This window comes from Pseudodesulfovibrio sp. zrk46 (assembly GCF_012516435.1).
Classification (GTDB): domain Bacteria; phylum Desulfobacterota; class Desulfovibrionia; order Desulfovibrionales; family Desulfovibrionaceae; genus Pseudodesulfovibrio.
In genome coordinates this window covers 1,653,076-1,673,286 of the sequence record NZ_CP051216.1, presented here as the reverse complement: position 1 = coordinate 1,673,286, position 20,211 = coordinate 1,653,076, and the positions used below count along the sequence as shown (strand labels likewise).

The 20,211-nt window shown below is 57.2% G+C and carries 20 protein-coding genes; 2 read left to right on the top strand and 18 right to left on the bottom strand.

From position 1 onward, the window contains the following. Positions 1–33 precede the first annotated feature (33 nt). On the bottom strand, positions 34–1,098 hold the full coding sequence (locus HFN16_RS07610; RefSeq protein WP_247648473.1) for a TOBE domain-containing protein: 1,065 nt from the start codon (positions 1,096–1,098) through the stop codon (positions 34–36). 176 nt (positions 1,099–1,274) lie between these two features. Here HFN16_RS07610 and modA point away from each other — a divergent pair, with 176 nt between their 5' ends. Continuing rightward, complete coding sequence (gene modA / locus HFN16_RS07605; protein ID WP_168890186.1) at positions 1,275–2,006, top strand: molybdate ABC transporter substrate-binding protein; 732 nt, start codon at positions 1,275–1,277, stop codon at positions 2,004–2,006. Continuing rightward, positions 1,999–2,757, top strand: a complete 759-nt coding sequence (gene modB / locus HFN16_RS07600; RefSeq protein WP_168890185.1) for a molybdate ABC transporter permease subunit — start codon at positions 1,999–2,001, stop codon at positions 2,755–2,757. Before modA ends, modB begins: the two co-directional genes overlap by 8 nt. A 58-nt stretch (positions 2,758–2,815) precedes the next feature. Here modB and HFN16_RS07595 read toward each other — a convergent pair whose 3' ends face one another. The 17 genes from HFN16_RS07595 to mreC form a co-directional block, all read right to left on the bottom strand. Continuing rightward, positions 2,816–4,540, bottom strand: coding sequence for an aromatic amino acid ammonia-lyase (locus HFN16_RS07595; protein WP_168890184.1), 1,725 nt, complete (start codon positions 4,538–4,540; stop codon positions 2,816–2,818). A gap of 18 nt (positions 4,541–4,558) precedes the next feature. Beyond that, a complete protein-coding gene (locus HFN16_RS07590) occupies positions 4,559–5,491 on the bottom strand; it encodes a formimidoylglutamase (protein WP_168890183.1) in 933 nt (310 codons plus the stop codon). Next, complete coding sequence (hutI, locus tag HFN16_RS07585; RefSeq protein ID WP_168890182.1) at positions 5,488–6,705, bottom strand: imidazolonepropionase; 1,218 nt, start codon at positions 6,703–6,705, stop codon at positions 5,488–5,490. Before hutI ends, HFN16_RS07590 begins: the two co-directional genes overlap by 4 nt. Before the next feature lie 75 nt (positions 6,706–6,780). Continuing rightward, entirely contained in the window at positions 6,781–8,433 is a 1,653-nt protein-coding gene (gene hutU, locus HFN16_RS07580) for a urocanate hydratase (RefSeq protein WP_168890181.1), read from the bottom strand. 17 nt (positions 8,434–8,450) lie between these two features. Then, on the bottom strand, positions 8,451–9,161 hold the full coding sequence (locus tag HFN16_RS07575) for a UTRA domain-containing protein (RefSeq protein WP_168890180.1): 711 nt from the start codon (positions 9,159–9,161) through the stop codon (positions 8,451–8,453). Positions 9,162–9,472: 311 nt separating this feature from the next. Next, on the bottom strand, positions 9,473–9,895 hold the full coding sequence (locus tag HFN16_RS07570) for a F0F1 ATP synthase subunit epsilon (protein WP_168890179.1): 423 nt from the start codon (positions 9,893–9,895) through the stop codon (positions 9,473–9,475). A gap of 12 nt (positions 9,896–9,907) precedes the next feature. After that, positions 9,908–11,305 carry a F0F1 ATP synthase subunit beta gene (gene atpD, locus HFN16_RS07565; protein WP_168890178.1) on the bottom strand — a complete coding sequence of 466 codons (1,398 nt, stop codon included), beginning with the start codon at positions 11,303–11,305 and terminating at the stop codon, positions 9,908–9,910. Between the two features lie 16 nt (positions 11,306–11,321). After that, positions 11,322–12,194: a F0F1 ATP synthase subunit gamma gene (locus HFN16_RS07560; protein ID WP_168890177.1), complete on the bottom strand. Its 873-nt coding sequence runs from the start codon at positions 12,192–12,194 to the stop codon at positions 11,322–11,324. A gap of 14 nt (positions 12,195–12,208) precedes the next feature. Beyond that, positions 12,209–13,717 (bottom strand): F0F1 ATP synthase subunit alpha, encoded by a 1,509-nt coding sequence (gene atpA / locus HFN16_RS07555; RefSeq protein ID WP_168890176.1) that lies wholly within the window; start codon positions 13,715–13,717, stop codon positions 12,209–12,211. 4 nt (positions 13,718–13,721) lie between these two features. Beyond that, on the bottom strand, positions 13,722–14,273 hold the full coding sequence (gene atpH / locus HFN16_RS07550) for an ATP synthase F1 subunit delta (protein WP_168890175.1): 552 nt from the start codon (positions 14,271–14,273) through the stop codon (positions 13,722–13,724). Next, positions 14,270–14,839 (bottom strand): ATP synthase F0 subunit B, encoded by a 570-nt coding sequence (locus HFN16_RS07545; protein WP_168890174.1) that lies wholly within the window; start codon positions 14,837–14,839, stop codon positions 14,270–14,272. Before HFN16_RS07545 ends, atpH begins: the two co-directional genes overlap by 4 nt. 24 nt (positions 14,840–14,863) lie before the next feature. Beyond that, positions 14,864–15,286, bottom strand: a complete 423-nt coding sequence (locus tag HFN16_RS07540) for an ATP synthase F0 subunit B (RefSeq protein WP_168890173.1) — start codon at positions 15,284–15,286, stop codon at positions 14,864–14,866. A 130-nt stretch (positions 15,287–15,416) separates the two neighbouring features. Then, positions 15,417–15,785, bottom strand: coding sequence for a polymer-forming cytoskeletal protein (locus tag HFN16_RS07535; RefSeq protein ID WP_168890172.1), 369 nt, complete (start codon positions 15,783–15,785; stop codon positions 15,417–15,419). Positions 15,786–15,842: 57 nt separating this feature from the next. Continuing rightward, positions 15,843–16,952, bottom strand: a complete 1,110-nt coding sequence (rodA, locus tag HFN16_RS07530) for a rod shape-determining protein RodA (RefSeq protein WP_210772244.1) — start codon at positions 16,950–16,952, stop codon at positions 15,843–15,845. Further along, entirely contained in the window at positions 16,952–18,829 is a 1,878-nt protein-coding gene (gene mrdA / locus HFN16_RS07525; RefSeq protein ID WP_168890171.1) for a penicillin-binding protein 2, read from the bottom strand. The genes rodA and mrdA overlap by 1 nt, the downstream gene beginning before the upstream one ends. Next, positions 18,813–19,298: a hypothetical protein gene (locus HFN16_RS07520; RefSeq protein WP_168890170.1), complete on the bottom strand. Its 486-nt coding sequence runs from the start codon at positions 19,296–19,298 to the stop codon at positions 18,813–18,815. Before HFN16_RS07520 ends, mrdA begins: the two co-directional genes overlap by 17 nt. Next, positions 19,282–20,181 (bottom strand): rod shape-determining protein MreC, encoded by a 900-nt coding sequence (mreC, locus tag HFN16_RS07515; RefSeq protein ID WP_168890169.1) that lies wholly within the window; start codon positions 20,179–20,181, stop codon positions 19,282–19,284. The genes HFN16_RS07520 and mreC overlap by 17 nt, the downstream gene beginning before the upstream one ends. Positions 20,182–20,211: the final 30 nt, after the last annotated feature.

Sequence of the window (20,211 nt, the reverse complement as noted above, 5' to 3'; positions counted from 1 at the left end):
GGCCTTGTTCTTTTCATATATGCTGGCGCGATCTTAGGTGCTGACCGAATTCAAGACCACTGACAGGGTCTTGAACCAGAACTCCACCTCATCACCGCTTTGCAGGGCCAACTCCTTGGCGCTGCTGCCGGAAACAAGCGCACAGATGTCCGTGCCATCCTCAAGGCGCGCCACCACCTCCGCAATGACCGGAGACTCGACCACTCGCAACACCGTTCCCTTGAACCGGTTGCGGGCGCTCCCGGTCGCAACCTCGCCACACCGCACCACATTCACCAGCGGCGCTTTCACCGTGGCCACGACAGGGCTGCCCTTCAGCAGCTTGAGATTTTCCAGACTGTCACGGGTAATGACCGCCCTGATGGTCAGTCCTGAACGCGTCTCCAAGGCTACCTCGGCCATGACCGCGTCTTTTCGGACTTCCGTGATGTGCCCGACGAAGGAATTTCGCGCACTGGTCTTGTTGCGCATGGTCTCGTGCGCGTTGTGCATGATGGAGCGCATGTCCTCTGACGAGAATAGCTGAAAGTTGGCCGTCAGGTTGAGGGAGGACTGCCCCAGCACCTCTTTGACCACCGTGATAGGCACGCCGATGCGCAACATCTCGATGGCCTTGGTGTTACGCAGGACATTGGGTCCGGCCAGCTCCCGCGGCAGGTCGCACTCCTTGCCGCGCGCATAGCAAACCCGGCGGAAATAGCCGGGGTCGACATGAAAGAAATCCCCCCGCGCACCGCACCCCATGGGGCCATCCAGCACATCCATGATGTTTGCCAGCACTTCCTCGGGGATCGGGACCACACGTTCCCTCTCGGACGGGCCGAGGCGTACGGAGGAATTCCGGGTATCGAAACAACTCCTGTCATCCAGCGACAGCACCTCGCCAAGCCGCGCCCCGGTATGACGAATCAATTGAAAAATGAGCCACATTCGGGTCCGGGCCAACGTGCTGTCCGCCCGCTTGGCGTCCTTGACCCAATGCAGAAAGGCGTCTTCGAGCATCCCAAGCTGTTGAGGCTCAAGATACTTGATGTCTTCGGAAACACTGAAACATTCTCTCGGGCAAACGCCGCCCAGGGGCTTTTTCTCGATCATCATCAACCTATGAACAGTCACTCATTTATCAATTCGCGTGACACCATTGTGCCATTATCGCCTTGAACATAGTGAATGAGGGGCCAACATACAAGTTTGACACAACATTTACCCCAAAGTCCGCTCATTTAATGGAGAGTCGTATCAATTTCATGTCTGAAGAGAGGAGTCCGATGTCCATGTTCAAAAGATTGTTTTCCCTTGTAGCCCTGCTGTGCCTGTTCGCAGGCACCGCCCACGCCGGTTCCGTCAATATAGCCTGCGCTGCCAACTTCACTTCCCCCATGAAGGAGCTGGCCGCGCTGTACGAAAAGTGTACCGGCACAACCGTCAAATGCACCTTTGGTTCCACGGGCATGTTGTATGGTCAAATCACCAAAGGGGCGCCCTACGATCTCTTCTTCGCTGCTGACGAAAAACGTCCTGCCCTGCTTTTCAAGGATGGACGCTCCGAACAGCCGAAGCTGTATGCCAAAGGAAAAGTTGTTCTGTGGACCGGCAAAAAGGAACTTGCCTCCTTCTCTGACTGGAAATCCGCTGTAGCCTCACCGCAGGCCAAGGTTGTTGGCATCGCCAACCCCAAGACCGCCCCGTATGGCCTGATGGCTGAAGAGGCCATGGCCGCCAACGGCCTGACCGCCACGGTCAAGCCCAAGCTCGTCTTTGGAAAGAACGTTGGAATGACATTCCAGTACGCTTACTCCGGCTCCGCTGACATGGCTTTCATCGCCCTGTCACAAGCCTTGTCTGACAAGGGCGCTGACGGCAAATACTGGACCGTGTCCGACGCCGGTCTGGTTCATCAGGCCGCCTGTATTCTGAAGAAGGAAAATACCGACGCCGCGCTCTTCCTGAACTGGCTCAACACACCCGCAGCAAAGAAGATCATCACGCGTTACGGGTATGAGTAGCCTCGACACGACATCGCTCCTGGTCACGGGCCGCCTCGCCCTGGCTGTTACTCCTATCTTGCTTGTCGTATGCATGCCGCTGGCATACTGGCTCGCGACCGGGAGCATGCGCGGAAAACGGTATATAGAAGCCGCCTGCAATCTTCCTATGGTGTTACCCCCAACGGTGCTTGGATTCGGCATGCTCATTGTCATGAGCCCGAGTTCCCCGTTGGGGGGCTTGTGGATGGACCTGACGGGCTCCCAGTTGCCCTTCTCGTTCTCGGGACTGGTCATCGCCTCGCTTGTCTACAGCCTGCCCTTTGGCGTGCTTCCCATGCGGGCGGCCTTCGAGAAGATCGACAACGGCATCATTGAGGCGGCTCGATGCTCGGGCCTGACGTACAGCCAGACATTCCTTCATGTGATTCTGCCCAACGCCAAGGGCGGCATCACGGCCTCGGCAGCCCTGATCTTCGCCCACACGGTCGGAGAATTCGGCGTGGCCCTGATGATCGGCGGCTCCATCCCGGGCGAAACCCGGGTCGCCTCCATCGCCATCTTCGAGCACACAGAAATGCTGGATTACGGCACCGCCGGACTGCTCTCCCTAGTCCTCATGGTGGTGAGCTATGCGGCCCTGCTTTATATCGGCAAGCAGGGCCAGCCCGTATACAGGCAGCCATCGTCGCCAAAACGAAATCAGGCCACACTACGAACTGCGCGGCCTGTCAGCTGTAGAGAGACACTGCCCTCTTCCATGGAGGGCTGAGTACACAAAGGCACAAAAAAGGGCGGCCGTTTCTCAACGGCCGCCCTTTTTGATTGATTTACCAGTCCAGATCCAACTTCTCGCCCACGATCTCAAGCACTCCGCCGCAAGCCACGAAATCGGCGAGATGCGCGACGTCTTCGGCCATGTAGCGGTCATGCTCGACAACAGGGAAGAGCTTCCTGTCCGTGAGCACATCAAAGAGATGCTCGCAGGCCGGGCTGAACTTCTTCTCCTCGTCAGTAAGGGGATGTTCACGGAGCACACAGGCGTCGAAGAAGACCCCCTTGCCCTGCCCGTTCATGCGGTGTTTCAAATTACCAAGTTCTTCGTCCACCCAGCTGGGCAGTTCTGCTTCAGTAGGGATGGTGTCGAGATGCTTGCGAATGGCGATACCCTGCAAAATGAAGGCAAGCTCGATGGCGAGGATGTGGTTTGCCTTGGGCAGCGTCTTGAGGAGACGAACGGCAAGTCCGGTCCCCATGGACACATGGTCTTCCTGCCCGGAGTTGGTGGAAATGTTGAACAGATGGCTCGGCATGGAATCGCCCCAGATGGAGTTGAGGAGCGAGGCTGACGCGTATTCGAGCATCATCATGCCGGAAGAGATGGAGTTCTCGTCCTTGGACAGGCCGGGCCACTTGAGGTCACGGCCGAGCCCCTTGTTCTTGGTGGGATCGACAAAGCGGACCGAACGCTGATGGGCCAGCGAAGCCATGACGCCGAGCGCCTGCATGAGGGAATAGACATGCACGGCCACGGGCATGCCATGGAAATGGCCGCCGGAGACCACGTCAATGTGGTTGCCGTCTTCGTCAGGCAGCAGGATCGGATTGTCGGTGGCGGAGTTTGCCTCGATGACGAGGGACTTCTCAGCCTGATCAATGAGATCGTGGGCCGAACCAAGCACCTGCGCAGCGCAACGGATGTTGTACGGGTCCTGTACCTGCCCGTCTGTCTTGAAATCGCGGTGCGCGTTGCGGATGGGCGAGTCCTGCATGAGTCGCCAGATCCAGTCGGCCACGCGGGTGGAGCCGGGATGTGGCCGCACGGCGTGGAAGTCTGCACGGTAGTAAGTATCAGGTGCAAGCATGACCTGCGCGGTCAGTGCGGAGTTGATGGCTGCCGTCTTGAGCATCACCTTGAGGCGATGGCAGACATACAGGCCGATGGCGTTCATGAACTGGACACCGTTGGTCAGGGCCAACCCTTCCTTCATCATCAGCTTGATGGGCTTGAGCCCGGCGCGGGTCATGGCGACCTCGGTAGGAATCATCTCACCTTCGTAGAACACCTTGCCGCGGCCGATGACCACCATGGCGATATGGGACAACGGCGCAAGGTCGCCGCTGGCACCAACGGAACCGAGCTCGGGGACCACTGGCGTGATGCCCGCGTTGAGCAAATCGAGGATCGCTTCGACCAGCTCTGGGCGAATGCCGCTGAAGCCCCGAGCCAGTGAATTGGCGCGCAGCAGCATGGTAATGCGTACCACGGTCTCGTCCATGGGCTCGCCCGCTCCCACGGCATGGGAGAGGATCAGGTTCTCCTGCAGGTCAGCCAGATGCTCGGATTTCACGGCCAGGTCCACGTTGTGGCCGAAGCCTCTATTGAAGCCGTAGGCCGGGAATTCCTGCTCGGTGATGGCGTGTTCAATCTGTGCGCGACGCTCTGCGAGCATTTCACGAGTGGCGGCAGAGAGTACCGCCTTGGCTTTACCGGTTCCCACGGCCACGATGTCGGCCAGTGTCAGGGACCGGGTATGATCAATGCTGATGTTCATTATATATAAACCTCCGGCCTACTGTTGGCCGAACATGAATGTGTAGAGAGTAAGCGCCGCCAGACGGGAAGTACGGTCGTCCACGTCAAAGGCCGGATTGACTTCCGTGATTTCGAACACGGCGGTCCTGCCATGCTTGCGGCAACGGTCTGCGAAATAGAGCAGGCCCTTGGATGACAATCCAACGGATGCAGGAGCGGAAACGCCCGGCGCATCGGCGGCCTTGACCGAATCCATATCCAGCCCGGCAAACAGTGGCATGCCCCTCAGACGCTCAAACAGATCATAAAAATACTTGTTCGGTCCCTTGGATTGGATAGTGGACAGCGTCTCCACATGCACTCCCAGAGCTTCGGCATCTTCCATGTATCTGGGCGAATTGGCCCACGGCTGGTTGGCGATCTCATACAGGTTGGTGGGTTTCAGATGCCCACCGTCGATGAGGTTGCGATACGGGGTGCCGGAATGGATAACGTCGGATTTACGCATATCCAGATGCGCGTCCACATTGATGGCCGCGAAGCCGGGATGCACCTCGCTCACGGCCCGTGCATCCGGGAAGGAAATATCATTGCCGCCACCCAGCACCATGACAATTTTACCATCGCCCAGGGCATGGCGCACCACGGCGTGCAGGGTGTCATGCATCTCTTCCAGACTGCCGACAGGCACGTCGCCAAGGTCGAGCAGGCGCACATTGCCGTTCCGCACAGGCGGCTTGAGCTTGTAGAGGAAACGGCGCACCGTCTCGGGAGCCTGCGCCGCGCCCGGCCGTCCGCCGTTGCGTTTGACGCCCTCGTCCTGCGGACAACCGATCAGCACATGGGTGGCGAGGCCGTAGTCGTCCTCGTCAAAGGAAACCACGTCACCCATGAGAACATCCATGGGATCATGGGAAGACTGCGGCGCTGCTGGCCGCACAAGCGTCTTTTCCGGTGCCTTGGGGGTCATGACAGCCTCCCTTGCTTGATCACGCCGTAAACGTGGTTTTCTCCGTAAAAATAGCTCATCTCACGGTAGTCCGCACAGGTCAGGAGCAGCAGGTCCGCCTGCCAGCCCTTTTCGATGCAGCCCACCTTGTCCAGCCTGAGGGCATAGGCCCCGTTCTGTGTGGCGCTGGCCAATGCCTCGGGCACGGCCACGCCCATGCGCATGCAGGCCAGTGACATGACCATCTGCATGTTCAGGGACATGTTGGAGCCCGGGTTGAAATCCGAGGCCAGTACAGGGATGCACCCGGAATCGATGATTGATCGGCCCGGCGCAAACGGGATATCGAGAAACAGGGAAACGCCCGGCAGCATGACACAGCCCACATCGGACTGGGCCAGCGCGGCCACTTCGGCCTCGCCCAGCACTTCCAGATGGTCCACTGAGGCCGCTCCCATTTCAATGGCCGCTTCGATGCAGCCGATGGAGTGGAACTGATTGGCGTGGAGGCGTGGTATCATGCCCGCCTCGCGGGCACTTTCGAGGATGCGAACCGACTCTTCGGGCGTAAAATATCCCTGCTCGCAGAAGACATCACAGAACTTTGCCGCTCCGGCGGCCTGCGGCATCATGTCGAGCAGTTGCGAAATGTAGTCCGCCTTGTCCATGCCTTTGGGCACGGCGTGTGCGCCGAGGAAGGTGGGAATCAGGTCAACCGGATGTTCTTCATTGAGCTCGACCACCACTTCCAGCATCTTGAGTTCGGTTTCCGGATCCAGCCCGTAGCCCGACTTCACTTCCATGGTGGTGGTCCCCTGTCGCAGGGCACGGTTCAAGCGCGCACGAGCCTGCTCCTTCAATTCATCCTTGGAAGCCTCGCGCGTGGACTTCACGGTGCTGGCAATTCCACCGCCCTGCGCTGCAATCTCTTCATAGGTGGCTCCGGCAGTACGCATGGCGAACTCGTCCGCCCTGTTTCCGCCAAAAACCAGATGAGTGTGACTGTCCACAAAGCCCGGCACAACCGCCCTGCCCGTAGCATCAATCACTTCTGCACCGTCCGCTTCAGCGCGGAAGGACAATTCTTCCAGCGGACCGATGGCTTCAATGGAGCCGTCCACGATGTATATGGATTCGCCAGTACGCACCGACAAATCCTTCAGCCCCTCGCCCCGGATGATGCCCGGACGAGGACTGACTATCTGACTGGGATTCTTGATCAGTAATGCCGCCATGTTCCTCTCCAAAAAGATTGAGAAGGAAACCGGGGGAGCCTTTGCAAGCAGTCCCCCGGTCTTCTTTATCCCAAACTATTTGATCATGGGCAAGTTGAGGCCCTTTTCCTTGGCGCAGTTGATGGCCTTTTCATAGCCGGCATCTGCGTGGCGCATAACGCCGGTCGCGGGATCATTGTACAGTACGCGGTTGATCTTGGCGTCGGCCTCTTCGGAGCCGTCGCAGAGCATGACCAGGCCGGAGTGCTGGGCATAGCCCATGCCCACGCCGCCGCCGTGGTGGAAGGAAACCCAAGTGGCGCCGGAAGCGCAATTGAGCAGGCAGTTGAGCAGCGGCCAGTCGGAAACAGCGTCGGAGCCGTCCTTCATGCCCTCGGTCTCGCGGTTCGGGCTGGCCACGGAACCGGAGTCGAGGTGATCACGACCGATGACAACGGGGCCCTTGAGTTCGCCGTTACGGACCATTTCATTGAAGGCGAGACCAACGCGGTGACGGTCACCGAGGCCGACCCATGCGATACGGGCGGGCAGTCCCTGGAAATGGATGTGCTCCTGCGCCATGTCGATCCAGTTGTGCAGATGCGGATCGTCAGGGATCAGTTCCTTGACCTTGGCGTCGGTCTTGTAAATGTCTTCAGGATCGCCAGACAGCGCCACCCAGCGGAACGGGCCGTGGCCAGTGCAGAAGAGGTCGCGCACGTAGGCGGGCACGAAACCAGGGAAGTCGAATGCGTCCTTGAGGCCCATGTTGAAGGCTTCCTGACGGATGTTGTTGCCGTAGTCAAAGGTGGGGATGCCCATCTTCTGGAAGTCCAGCATAGCCTGCACATGCGGCACCATGGACTCGCGAGCAGCCTGCATGACGCCTGCCTCATCGGTCTTCTGGCGTTCTTCCCACTCTTCCACGGTCCAACCTGCGGGCAGGTAACCGTTGAGCGGATCGTGAGCAGAGGTCTGATCAGTGACTGCATCGGGACGGACACGGTCCTTGACCAGCTGGGGGTAAATTTCGGCTGCGTTACCGAGGACGCCGACAGTGACGGCTTCGCCCTTGGCGCAGGCTTCGCGGATGATTTCCAGACCGTGTTCGAGGGAATCAGCCTTCATGTCGATGTAACCGGTATCAAGACGCTTCTGAATTCGGCTTTCGCGACACTCGATGGCGAGCATGGAGGCACCGGCGAACTTGGCTGCAAGGGGCTGAGCGCCGCCCATGCCGCCAAGACCAGCGGTCAGTATCCACTTGCCCTTAAGGTCGCCGTTGTAGTGCTTGCGGCCCATGGAGACAAACGTCTCGTACGTGCCCTGCACGATGCCCTGAGAGCCGATGTAAATCCAGCTGCCAGCGGTCATCTGACCGAACATCATCAGGCCCTTGCGGTCCAGCTCGTTGAAGTGTTCCCAGTGCGCCCAGTGAGGGACGAGGTTGGAGTTGGCGATAAGAACACGGGGGGACGTCTTGTGAGTCTTGAACACGCCCACGGGCTTGCCGGACTGGATGAGCAACGTATCGTCGTCTTCCATGGTCTTGAGGGTCTCAAGAATGGTATCGAAGCACTCCCAGTTACGGGCTGCTCGGCCGATGCCGCCGTAAACGATCAGGTCTTCTGGCTTTTCAGCCACCATGGGGTCCAGATTGTTCTGGATCATGCGGAACGGCGCTTCGAGCTGCCAGCTCTTGCAGGAAAGATCAGTGCCCTGAGGGGCGTGGATGACTCGTTTGGACATGGATACCTCGTCTCGGTTTAGGTGCCGGGCGTGAACACGCCGCCGAAGCTGTACCGCGATGCGGGATACAATAGCTCGGCATAGGAGACCAGACGGTCGCCCGACCAAGTTTTACGCTTGAGCAGCAGGCAGGGATCGCCTGCCCGTATTTCGAGAAAGTTCTGCTGCTCCTGATTAGGGAGTGCAGCGGTCAACTCATGCTCCGCCTTTTGCAGCGGAGCTTCCTGAGAAAGATAACGGGAAGGCGAACAGGTGGTGAAATCCACTGTCAGGTAGCCGGGCACCATGTTGAGATCCACCCAGCGATTTTCCAACTGAAGTGGTTCACCGTTTTCGTAATGAACGATGATGGAGTGCGCGATGCTGGCAATGGGAACGCCGCCAAAAACATGGCTCAGCCGTGCAGACTGGTTGGCGTACCCTACATGCTTGACCTCATTGTAATAGGTCCCGCCGCGCTCCTTGATCTCGACCACGATGTCACGAACCGTGAGCAGTTCACTACGAGGGATCCGCTTTGCCACAAAAGTGCCTCTTCCACGCTCACGCAGCAGGTGGCCTTCAGCGGCAAGCTCTTTTACAGCTCGATGCACCGTCATGCGACTGGCCGAAAAGAGCGACATCAACTCCGCTTCAGAAGGAATTTTCTGACCGGTAATCCATGCCCCGTTCCGGATACGGGTCAGGATGAAGTCGCGAATCTGTAGTGATTTGTTCTGTTTTGCCATACTGTTATCTAACTTATATACGTTTAGATTAAATGTATATACATTTAATCGTTTCTCAGGTCAAGATGAGGGCATGTCCAACGCTCAATTCCTGACCTCAAAACCCTTGCCACAAACGAGTCAATACTGCGTGGTACTCCTATAGTCACACACTGGCAATGAGAGTTTGCCTATACATATGATTACACCTGCATAGACATATTTTGGGGATTATTTTTTTTGTGAGAGATACCCTTTCACCAAGGCAAAAGAAAAAGGGCAGTCCTTGCGGACTGCCCTCTTGTATCAGGGTGTAGGGTCGGGTCTTGCTGCTAGCAGGTACCTGCGGACTTGCCGGAGGACTTGCAGCTGATGCGAGAGATTGCTCTGCGCAGTGCTGCCTGGTTGCGAGCGGCGTCGACCTTTGCCTTGGCCTTGGCGGAACGCTCTTCAGCGCGGCCTTTGGCCTTCTGGGCACGGTCTTCATCGATCTCGGTAGCCATTTCAGCAACTTCGGCGAGGATGGTCACCTGATTGTTACTGATTTCGGCGAATCCACCGGAGACGAAGACGTAGTATGCCTTGCCGTTTTGTTTATAGAAGAGATTGCCGATTCCCAGGGCGGACAGGAAGGGAACGTGGTTTGCCAGGACACCAAATTCACCCATGATGCCCGGGGCTCCAACGTATTCCACTTCTTCCGACAGAACCTTGCGGTCGGGAGTGACGATCTCGAGTTTCAGCGTATTAGCCATGAGCTACCTCGCTTACTTCTTGGCTTTTTCGATGGCTTCCTCGATCGGGCCGCACATGTAGAAGGCCTGCTCGGGCAGGTCGTCGTACTTGCCGTCCAGGATGTCGCGGAAAGCCTGAACAGTGTCTTCGGTCTTAACGTAGACACCAGCAACACCGGTGAAGACCTCAGCAACGTGGAACGGCTGGGACAGGAAGCGCTGGATGCGACGAGCGCGAGCAACAGTCTGCTTATCATCGTCGGACAGTTCGTCCATACCGAGAATGGCGATGATGTCCTGCAGGTCCTTGTACTTCTGGAGCACGGACTGAACTTCACGAGCGGTGTTGTAGTGAACATCGCCGAGAACCTCGGGAGAGAGGATACGGGAGGTGGAGTCCAGCGGGTCAACTGCAGGGTAGATGCCCAGCTCAGCGATCTGACGGGACAGAACGAGGGTACCGTCAAGGTGAGCAAAGGTGGTTGCAGGTGCGGGGTCAGTCAAGTCATCAGCAGGGACGTAAACAGCCTGAACAGAGGTAATGGAACCCTTGTTGGTGGAGGTAATACGTTCCTGCAGACCACCGAGGTCAGTACCCAGAGTAGGCTGGTAACCAACTGCGGAAGGCATACGACCGAGGAGTGCGGATACCTCTGCACCGGCCTGGGTGAAGCGGAAGATGTTATCAACGAAGAGGAGCACATCCTGGCCTTCTTCGTCACGGAAGTACTCAGCGCAGGTCAGTGCGGTCAGAGCAACACGAGCACGGGCTCCCGGAGGCTCGTTCATCTGGCCGTAAACCAATGCGGCTTTCTCGAGAACGCCAGCGTCCTTCATTTCGTGGTAAAGGTCGTTACCTTCACGGGTACGCTCACCAACACCTGCGAACACGGAGATACCACCGTGCTGCTTAGCGATGTTGTTGATCATTTCCATCAGAATAACGGTCTTACCAACACCGGCGCCGCCGAAGAGGCCCATCTTACCACCCTTCGGGAAGGGGATCAGAAGGTCAACGACCTTGATGCCGGTTTCCAGCAGCTCAACCTTGGTGGACTGCTCGGTGAAGGCGGGGGCGTCACGGTGAATGGGGAGACGCTTTTCGCAAGGAACAGGACCCATTTCATCAGCGGGCTCACCGCAGACGTTCATGATGCGGCCCAGGGAGCCGGATCCGACGGGAACGGTGATCGGAGATTCGAGGTCAACTGCTTCCATGCCGCGAACGAGACCTTCGGTAGCGTCCATGGCGATGGTGCGAACAACGTTGTTACCCAGATGCTGCGCAGTTTCGCAGATCAGGATAGGAGCGTCAGTGTTGTTGGGGTTTTTAATCTCCAACGCAGACAGAATGTTGGGAAGATTCCCTTCGGCAAATTCGACGTCGACAACGGCGCCGATTACCTGAACGATTTTACCAGTATTAGCCATTTTTCATAGCCCCCTTTTATCCTTTCAGCGCTTCCACGCCGCCGACAATGTCCATAAGATCGCCAGTAATGGCGGCCTGCCTTGTCTTGTTGAAGAGCAAGGTCAGGGTGTCCGTCAGTTCATCACACGCCTTGGTGGCGTTATCCATCGCTGCCATACGAGCTGCGTGCTCGGAGCAGGAGGTGTCGAGCAGGCCACGGTAGACCTGGACTTTGATGAAGCGGGGCAGCAGCTCAGCGAGCAGGCCCTCAACAGACGGTTCGTACAAGTAGTCACCTGCGCCGCCTTCGCCTTCGGACTCTTCCTGTGCTGCCATGGGCAGAAGCTGCAGAGTCGTGGCGGGCTGCTTGGCCATGGAGATGAACTCACCGTAGCAGATGTGGACTTCGTCCAGTTCACCGGAAACGTAGCCGGCGATCAGTTCGTTACCAACGCTGGCAGCCAGATTGAAGTCGAACTTGCTCATGGCGTCAGCTTCTGCTCGCACCATTTCAAATTCGGTCTTCTTAAAGACGTCGCGGGCTTTCTTACCGATGCAGTACATTTTGACTGCTTTGCCCTCGGCGGCTTTGGCCTTGGCCAGCTTCATGGCCTTATTGATGATATTGACATTAAATGCGCCACAGAGGCCGCGGTCGGAAGTGGTGACCATGATACCCACGGTCTTTACTTCGTCCCGGACTTCCAGCAGCGGATGTACCGATTCGTCAGCGCCGGCTGCCAAGTCCCCAAGCATCTCGTAAAACTTGTCCGCATACGGACGGAAGCGTTCGATACGCTCCTGTGCGTTGCGCAGTTTTGCCGAGGCGACCATGTTCATCGCCTTGGTGATCTGCTTGGTTTTCTTGACGCCAACAATCTGATTTTGGACGTCTCTTAACGAAGCCATTCGTTACCCCTTAGTTAAGCGCTGAAGCCTTTCTTGAACTCGTCGATAGCGGCCTTGAGGTCAGCTTCGACGGCGTCGTCGATCTGCTGCTTCTCGGCGATAGCGTCCAGAACGTTGGACTTGGCGTTGTTCATGAACTCGAGGAATTCAGCCTCGAACTTGATGACGGACTCAACCGGAACGTCATCGAGGAAACCGCGGGTACCAGCGTACAGAACAGAAACCTGTTCCTGAACGGTCAGCGGCTTGTACTGGGGCTGCTTCAGGAGCTCAACCATGCGGGCACCGCGGTTCAGCTTTTCCTGGGTGGCCTTATCGAGGTCGGAACCGAAGGATGCGAATGCTGCGAGCTCGCGGTACTGAGCGAGGTCGAGACGCAGGGTACCGGCGACCTGCTTCATAGCCTTGATCTGTGCGGAACCACCGACTCGGGAGACGGAGAGACCGACGTTAATGGCCGGACGAACACCGGACAAGAACAGGTTAGGCTCGAGGTAGATCTGACCATCAGTAATGGAGATAACGTTGGTCGGAATAAATGCGGAAACGTCACCAGCCTGGGTTTCAATAACCGGCAGAGCGGTCAGGGAACCAGCGCCGAGGCTGTCGTTAACCTTACAGGAACGCTCCAGCAGTCTGGAGTGCAGGTAGAAGACGTCACCGGGGAATGCTTCACGGCCCGGAGGACGACGAAGCAGGAGGGACATTTCGCGGTAAGCAGTAGCCTGCTTGGAAAGGTCATCGTAAGCGATCAGGGCGTGCTTGCCGTTGTCGCGGTAGAATTCTGCCATGGTTGCACCGGTGTAAGCAGCGATGAACTGCAGCGGTGCGGGCTCGGAAGCGGTAGCAGAAACGATGGTGGTGTATTCCATTGCGCCGTGCTGACGAAGAATGTCGGCAACCAGAGCAACAGATGCTTTCTTCTGACCGATGGCGACGTAGAAGCAATGCACGTCGGTGGTCTTCTGGGCGAGGATGGCGTCGACGCAGACAGCGGTCTTACCGGTCTGACGGTCACCAATGACGAGTTCGCGCTGACCACGGCCAACAGGAGTCATGGCGTCAACAGCCTTGAGGCCGGTGTAGCAGGGCTCGTGAACGGACTTACGAGCGATGATGCCGGGAGCCTTCATTTCAACCGGACGGGTTTCCTTAGCGTCGATCGGTCCGAGACCATCGAGGGGCTGACCCAGCGGGTTGACAACGCGGCCCATGACGGCGTCGCCGACGGGGACGGAGTAAATCTGACCGGTACGCTTGACCGGGTCACCTTCCTTAACACCGGTATCGGAACCCAGGAGGGCGACACCAACGTTGTCTTCTTCGAGGTTGAGCACCATGCCCATCAGGCCACCGGGGAATTCCAGCAGCTCCATGGCCATGACGTTCTCAACGCCGTGAACACGAGCGATACCATCACCAACGTAGAGGACGGTACCGGTCTCGCTCATTTCAACACGAGATTCGTAATTCTGAATCTGGTCCTGAATGATTTTGCTGATTTCTTCTGCTTTGATCTGCATTGCCCTACTCACCCCTTTTAATATTTTCTTTCAGAATCTGCAGTTGAGCCTTGAGGCTGGCGTCCATTACCTTATCGCCCACCTTCAGGACGATGCCGCCAAGGATATCCTTGTCGGTGGCAAAGGAGAGTTCCAGCTTCTTGCCGGCCTGTTTCTCCAGATTGGACTGGATAGCAGACTTTCTCTCATCGGACAGCTCGCCCACCGTGATGAGCTCGCCGGTGACGACGCCGGAAACAGCGTCCATCATGGCCTTATAATCAGAAGCGATGGCGGGAAGAATCTCGACGCGGCCCTTGTCAGCCAACAGGTCGCAGAAGTTCTTGACCATCGGGTCTACCGACATCTTCTCAACGAGCTGGTTCAGCACGGCCTTCTTCTCTTCAGCAGAGAAGGAGGGGTTCCGGAAGAAACCCATGGCCTCAGGGACGTCCGTCATGGACTGACCCAGCGCAACCAGCTGCTCGCCGTACTTCGCTTGTTCTGCTTCACCTTTGGCGGCGCCAATGGCGAACAGAGCTTTAGCGTAGCGGCGGGAAACTACGTTACCGGTCAATTGAGCACCACCTTAGTTAAATAGTCATCCACAAGCTTGTCGTGGTCTTCAGCGCTCAGCTTCTCGGCGACGATCTTTTCAGCAGCGGCGACAACCATGTCGGCCATTTCGCCGCGAATGGTTTCGATAGCAGCCTGAGCTTCGTTGGAAGCGGTGCGCTTAGCTTGTTCCTTCAGAGCTTCGGCGTCTTTATGACCCTTAGCGATGATGGCTTCCTTGATGGCCTCGCCCTGCTTCTTAGCTTCAGCGATGATGGCCTCTTTCTCCTGCGCCATATTGGCAATGCCGGATTCAACTTCTTTCAGTTTCTTCTCGGCATCAGCCTGGCGGGCGGCGAGATCATCAAGCTCCTGCTTGATGCCGTCGCGACGACCAACGAAGAAATCTTTGATCTTGGCGCCAGCCAGCTTGTACAGCAGGCCTGCAAACAGGATCAAGTTGACGATACGCAGGCCGTAGTCTTTCACATTTTCAGCTGTGAAGACTCCGTGACCTTCGCTGGCAAACGCCACCGACGAGATCGCCAGGGCGATCAGCAGGACCGCAAAAAACAATGCACGTTTCAAAATGAAACCCTCCTTACCCCTCGTCTAAGCCTGGCCCAGGATCTTACCTGTGGCGGCTTCGGCGAATTTGTCAACGTCCTTGGTCAGCTGATCCATGGCTCCCTTCACCTCGGCCTCGATCTCGGCGCGGGCTGCCTGGATGGTGCTGGAGGCTTCCGCGCCGGCAACGGACATGAGTTCCTGCTCCTGAGCAGTGCCCTCGTCCTTCATGGCGGAACGGATGTCGTTGGCTTCCTTGCGGGCGGCGGCGAGCTGAGTCTCATAGTCTGCGACTTTCGCTTCCGCGTTCTTGTTGAAGCCTTCGATCTTGTCCAGCTGATCAGCCATCAAACCCTTGCGCTTCTTGATGATTTCGCGAATGGGTTTGATCAGGAGCACGTTCAACACGAAGATCGTGATGAGAAAGTTAGCCCCTTGGATAAAAAGTGTCTTGTCAGGTATTACCATACCGTGTGCCCCCAGATAGGTTGTGAATTTTGGCGCAAAGTCATTGCCGATTACGCAATTTCACGACTTGTGTCAAAGCCTTTTTGACTTTGAACAGGTCGCGAACGCTCCTCGAGCAGTCGTCGAAATGTTACTTGGAGTCTTCTTCCGGCGTTGCGGAGGCAGTGGCATCCAGACTGCCCATAACGAGCTGACCTTCCAACACTGCACCTTCTTCTACCACCAGGCTCGGAGTCCTGATGTTCCCCTGTAAGTTAGCAGTCTTATGCAAGACTACCTTATTCTTGGCCTCTACCTCACCCTGGATATTTCCAGACAGAACGAGCTGGCCCACGCGGACCTGTCCTTCTACCACGGCCTCTTGGCCGACAACCAGCGTTCCATCGGATACGACCTCACCCTGGAAATTGCCATCGATGCGGACCGCACCTTGGAAATGCAATTTGCCCTGATAGTTGGTCCCAGCACCCAAAAACGCGTTGATTTCGTCTCTCGCCATGAAAGCGCTCCTAAAAAATCCAGTTATTCCCAAAGGCTGGCTTCATCAGGCAACTTGTTACTGTTTGAACAAGAACCTGCGCATGGACACGTTCAAAACCAGCCCAACGAGACAGAAGTTCACCAGTGTGGCACTGCCTCCGTAGCTGATAAACGGAAGCGGTATGCCTACAACTGGCATTAGCCCGAGGACCATACCCGTATTTATAAGGATTTGCCAGAAGAAATAGAAGAACACGCCTGCTGCCAGATAGCTGCCAAACAGCCCCCTGGCGTCACGTGCAATGACCACCATTTGGTATAAAAAGAAGCAGAATAGTGACAAAAGTAACATAGTCCCGGCAAAACCCCATTCTTCACCGAAAACGGCCACAGCAAAGTCTGTGTGACGCTCAGGTAAAAATCGCAACTGAGACTGTGTTCCTTCCAAAAATCCCTTGCCCCAGAATCCGCCCGAACCGATGGCGATTTCCGACTGGATGATGTGATATCCGGCACCAAGAGGGTCCTTGGTAGGATCGAGGAAGGTCATGATGCGCTGCTTCTGGTAGTCATGCAGGAAGAACCACGACAGAGGCAGCAGGCAGGGAATACAGACAAGGGCTGTCTTGAAGACGCGCGGGGTCACGCCACGGAACAGCACCATACCACCGAGGATCATCAGGACAGACAGGCCGGAACCGAGGTCGGGCTGCTTGATGATGAGCCCGCCGAGGATGAGGCCCACGCCCATGACATAGGCGAGGCGCAGAAAATCGAGAGGCTCGCGTTCCTTGGACAGAATGCGGGCGCCCACGATGAGGACAGCGATCTTGGCCAGCTCGGACGGCTGAAAGTTCATGAACCCGAGATCAAGCCAACGCTTGGCGCCGTAGATGGTTTTACCCACAAAAAACACTGCCAGCAGCAACAGGACCGTTGTCCAGAACAAGGGCCAGGCCATGGTCTTGAGGTGACGATAGTCGAAGAACATGAAGACAATCATGCTGAACATGCCCATCAAACCCCAGATGAGCTGCTTGTTGAAGTACGGAGCAATGCTCATACCCTCTTCCAATCGATAACCGGAAGCGGAATAGAGATTCAGTACCCCGAGCAGAAAAAGCAGAATGGCTACGCCAAGCAGGGGCCAGTTGATATAGAAAAGGAGCCGTCTATCAATGGGCATTATTGCGCTCCTGCAGGTTTCTTTTTCTTGGATGGAACGGTGATGAGGCGAGCCTCGCGGGCCTGCTGTTTCTTGATCTCCGGCTTGAGCGTTATGGTCCCGTCGAAAAGATATTCAATGATGGCCTTGACCATGTTGCCGTTCCAGCTGCCGTGCAGGCCGTGTTCCACGAGAGCGGCGATGGCAAACTTGCGGTTGCCCTTTTCAGCGATGGCGGCCATCCACGCGTGGTCGCGGAACTTGTAGGGGATCTGTGCGTCCTTGAGCTCCTTGAGCTCGTCCGTCAGCCGCACCACCTGTGCCGTGCCGGTCTTACCGCCCACGATCACGCCTTTGGTGCGGATGCGTCGACAGGTTCCGCGAGGACTATCAACGGTCTCTATCAAGGCGTCTTCCAACATCTTGAGTTGTTCGGGGGTCAGGGGAATGCGTCCCTTGACCACGGTCTTGTCGTCTTTGAGAAGAAGCGGTTTGAGCAGCTTGCCGCCGTTGATAACACCGGCAAAAAACTGAGCCACCTGTAGCGGCGTGACCAGGGTGTACCCCTGACCGATGGCCATGTTGAAGTTGTCACCGCCCTGCCAGCCTTCGCCGAAGCGCTTACGCTTCCACTTGCGGGTGGGGATATTGCCCGACTTTTCGTGGGGGAGCTGAATACCGGTGAGTTTGCCGAAGCCCGAGTTCATGGCAAACTCGGACATGCGGTCCACGCCGAGCTTCTTGCCCATCTTATAGAAATAGACGTCACAGGACTGGACCAAGGCCTTCATGAAGTCGGTCTTGCCGTGCCCACCTTTTTTCCAACAGCGGAAGACATGGCGTCCGAGCTTGAGCTGCCCCGTACAGTTTACCGTCTCTTTAGGATCGAGCATGTCGTAGTGGAGGCCTGCGCCAGCCACTACATGCTTGAAGACCGAACCAGGCGGGTACACCGACTGAATGACGCGATTCTGCATGGGATGCAGCGGATTATCACGGAGTTCGGCCCACTGCTCAGAGCTCAGGCCCGAAGAAAAATCGTTGGAATTGTAGGACGGGGCTGTAGCGAGCGCCCAGAGCTGTCCGGTATTGGCGTCCATGACAACCACACCGCCCGCTTCCTCTTCCAGCCAATCCATGGCCAGCTTTTGCAGGCCGAGATCAATGGACAGGGAAATTTCGTGCCCTGCGCGAGGATGCTTGAGGGTGCGCTCCTGCAGACGACGGCCGTTGACGTCCACCTCGAACTGCACCAGCCCTTTCACGCCACGCATACGGTCTTCGAGCATGAACTCGATGCCCTGCTTGCCCACTTCGTCGCCCAGAGCGAGCTCGGGACGCTTCTCCATCTCTTTTTCGTTGGCTTCAGCCACGTAGCCGAGGACGTGGGCCAGAAGTTCGCCGTAGCGATACTGACGACGGGGGCGCACCTGCACCTCAAGACCGGGCCAGCGGAGTCGGTTGGCGTCGATCATGGCCACTTCGCCAAAGGAAAGATCCGAAATGAGAATGAGCGGCTCAAAGGGCTTCACCCTGCGGCGCTTCTTCTTGTAAATTTTCTTGAGCTCATCAAAGTCCCTGCCGGTCCATGCAGCCACCTGATGCAGGGTCTTGTCGATGTCCGGGCAGTCTTCGCGCACCAGACCAAGAGCATAGGCAGGCTCATTCACGGCCAGCAGGTCGCCGTTGCGGTCACGAATCAAACCACGCGGCGAAAAGACCGACTCCTGACGCATCTGGTTTTCACGCGCCTTGCGTGCGTAATCCTCACCGTGGTGGATCTGAAGATACCAGAGGCGGATGGAGAACAGACAGAAGACTCCCAGAATGAGAGCCTGGAGCAGGATCAGACCAGCCCGGGGCGGTTCCTGATTGGCGTGATTATAGAGGTCTGACATCCTGCCTCATCCTTCTGGGAAATGCTTTGTCGGCCAGCAGCCAGATCACTGGGAACAGGGCTGCCTGCGCCACACCTTCCATCACGGCAGGTTTCAGCGGGATAGTCAGATCAGCCAGAGAGGACAGACCATAGAGCAGCACGGGGTGGAGCACACCAAGACCAAGACCGAGCAGACAGACAAAGAGTATGGAGCGAGCTTCAAACAGCCAGCGCCCCATGACGTAGAACAAGGCCAACGAGCCGTACCAGGCCAACCCGTAGCCAAACGGGAGGTTGCCTATGCCCTCCTGCAGCAGAATCCAGATCAGAGCGAGCCAGATGGTCCTGTGCCCGGCCTCTTCCTGCATGGAGAGCACGATGCCCGGGGCGAGGAAATCCACGCCCGGCACGAAGCGCTGCGCCCAGACGCCGAGGATGGTGTATCCGGCCCACCAAAGGAGGGCGATAAAGTTATTGAGTTGCAGCACCGTTTTCGGCCTCCGCGTTTGCGGCCTCGCCTTCCGGGACAACTTCAGGGGCAGCTTCCAGCTGTCGGGGCTGAGACTGGAGCAGCAGCACCTCTTCCAGGCTGCCTACGTCGATGAGAGGCTCGGCTTCCACGGTCAGGAACAGGGAGATGTCTGATCGCTGCACCTTGGTCACACGGGCCACGGGGAGACCCTTGGGAAAGATACCTGAGAGGCCGGAGGTCAGCAGCAGCTCGCCGGAGTCGATGACGGCATTGAGGTTCACGAACCGAAGCTTGAGCGCCTGACCGTAGCCCTGCCCGGACAGCATACCCGGGGAACGATGGGAACCGCCGACAACAGCGATACGGGAGTTGGCGTCAGTAAGGAGCAGGATGGAAGAATTCATGGCACCGGCCTTAAGCACACGCCCCACGACGCCATCCAGCGAAAGGACGGGCATGTCAGCCTCGACTCCGGTGGCCGCACCTCGATCCACGCTGATGGTATCCAGCACACCGGCCGGCCCCATGCGATGGGCGATGACCCGCGCACCGCTGGCGTCCCACTCTTCGGGAGGCACAAAGCCGAGGAGTTTGTCGAGGCGAGCGCCATGGTCAGCCCGCTCGTTGAGGAACATGTTCTCCTGCTTGAGGCGGGCGACCTCTGCCAACAGGGTATCATTCTCCTGCTTGAGGCCCACCAGATAGATATAGCGTTCCCAGAAGCCCACCACCTGATCCTTCACCCACAGGCCGGGGCGCAGGAGGTAGCCGGAGATATCAAGGCCCGTGTAACTGGACAAAGCGTCCAGATGACCGGTGCGCAGGTTCCACGTGAACATGGACAGATACACGAAGAGTCCCGCTACGATGACAACGACTATTTTATTGGGCTTTTTCACTGGGTTCCTGCCTGACGAGTAAAAACGCAC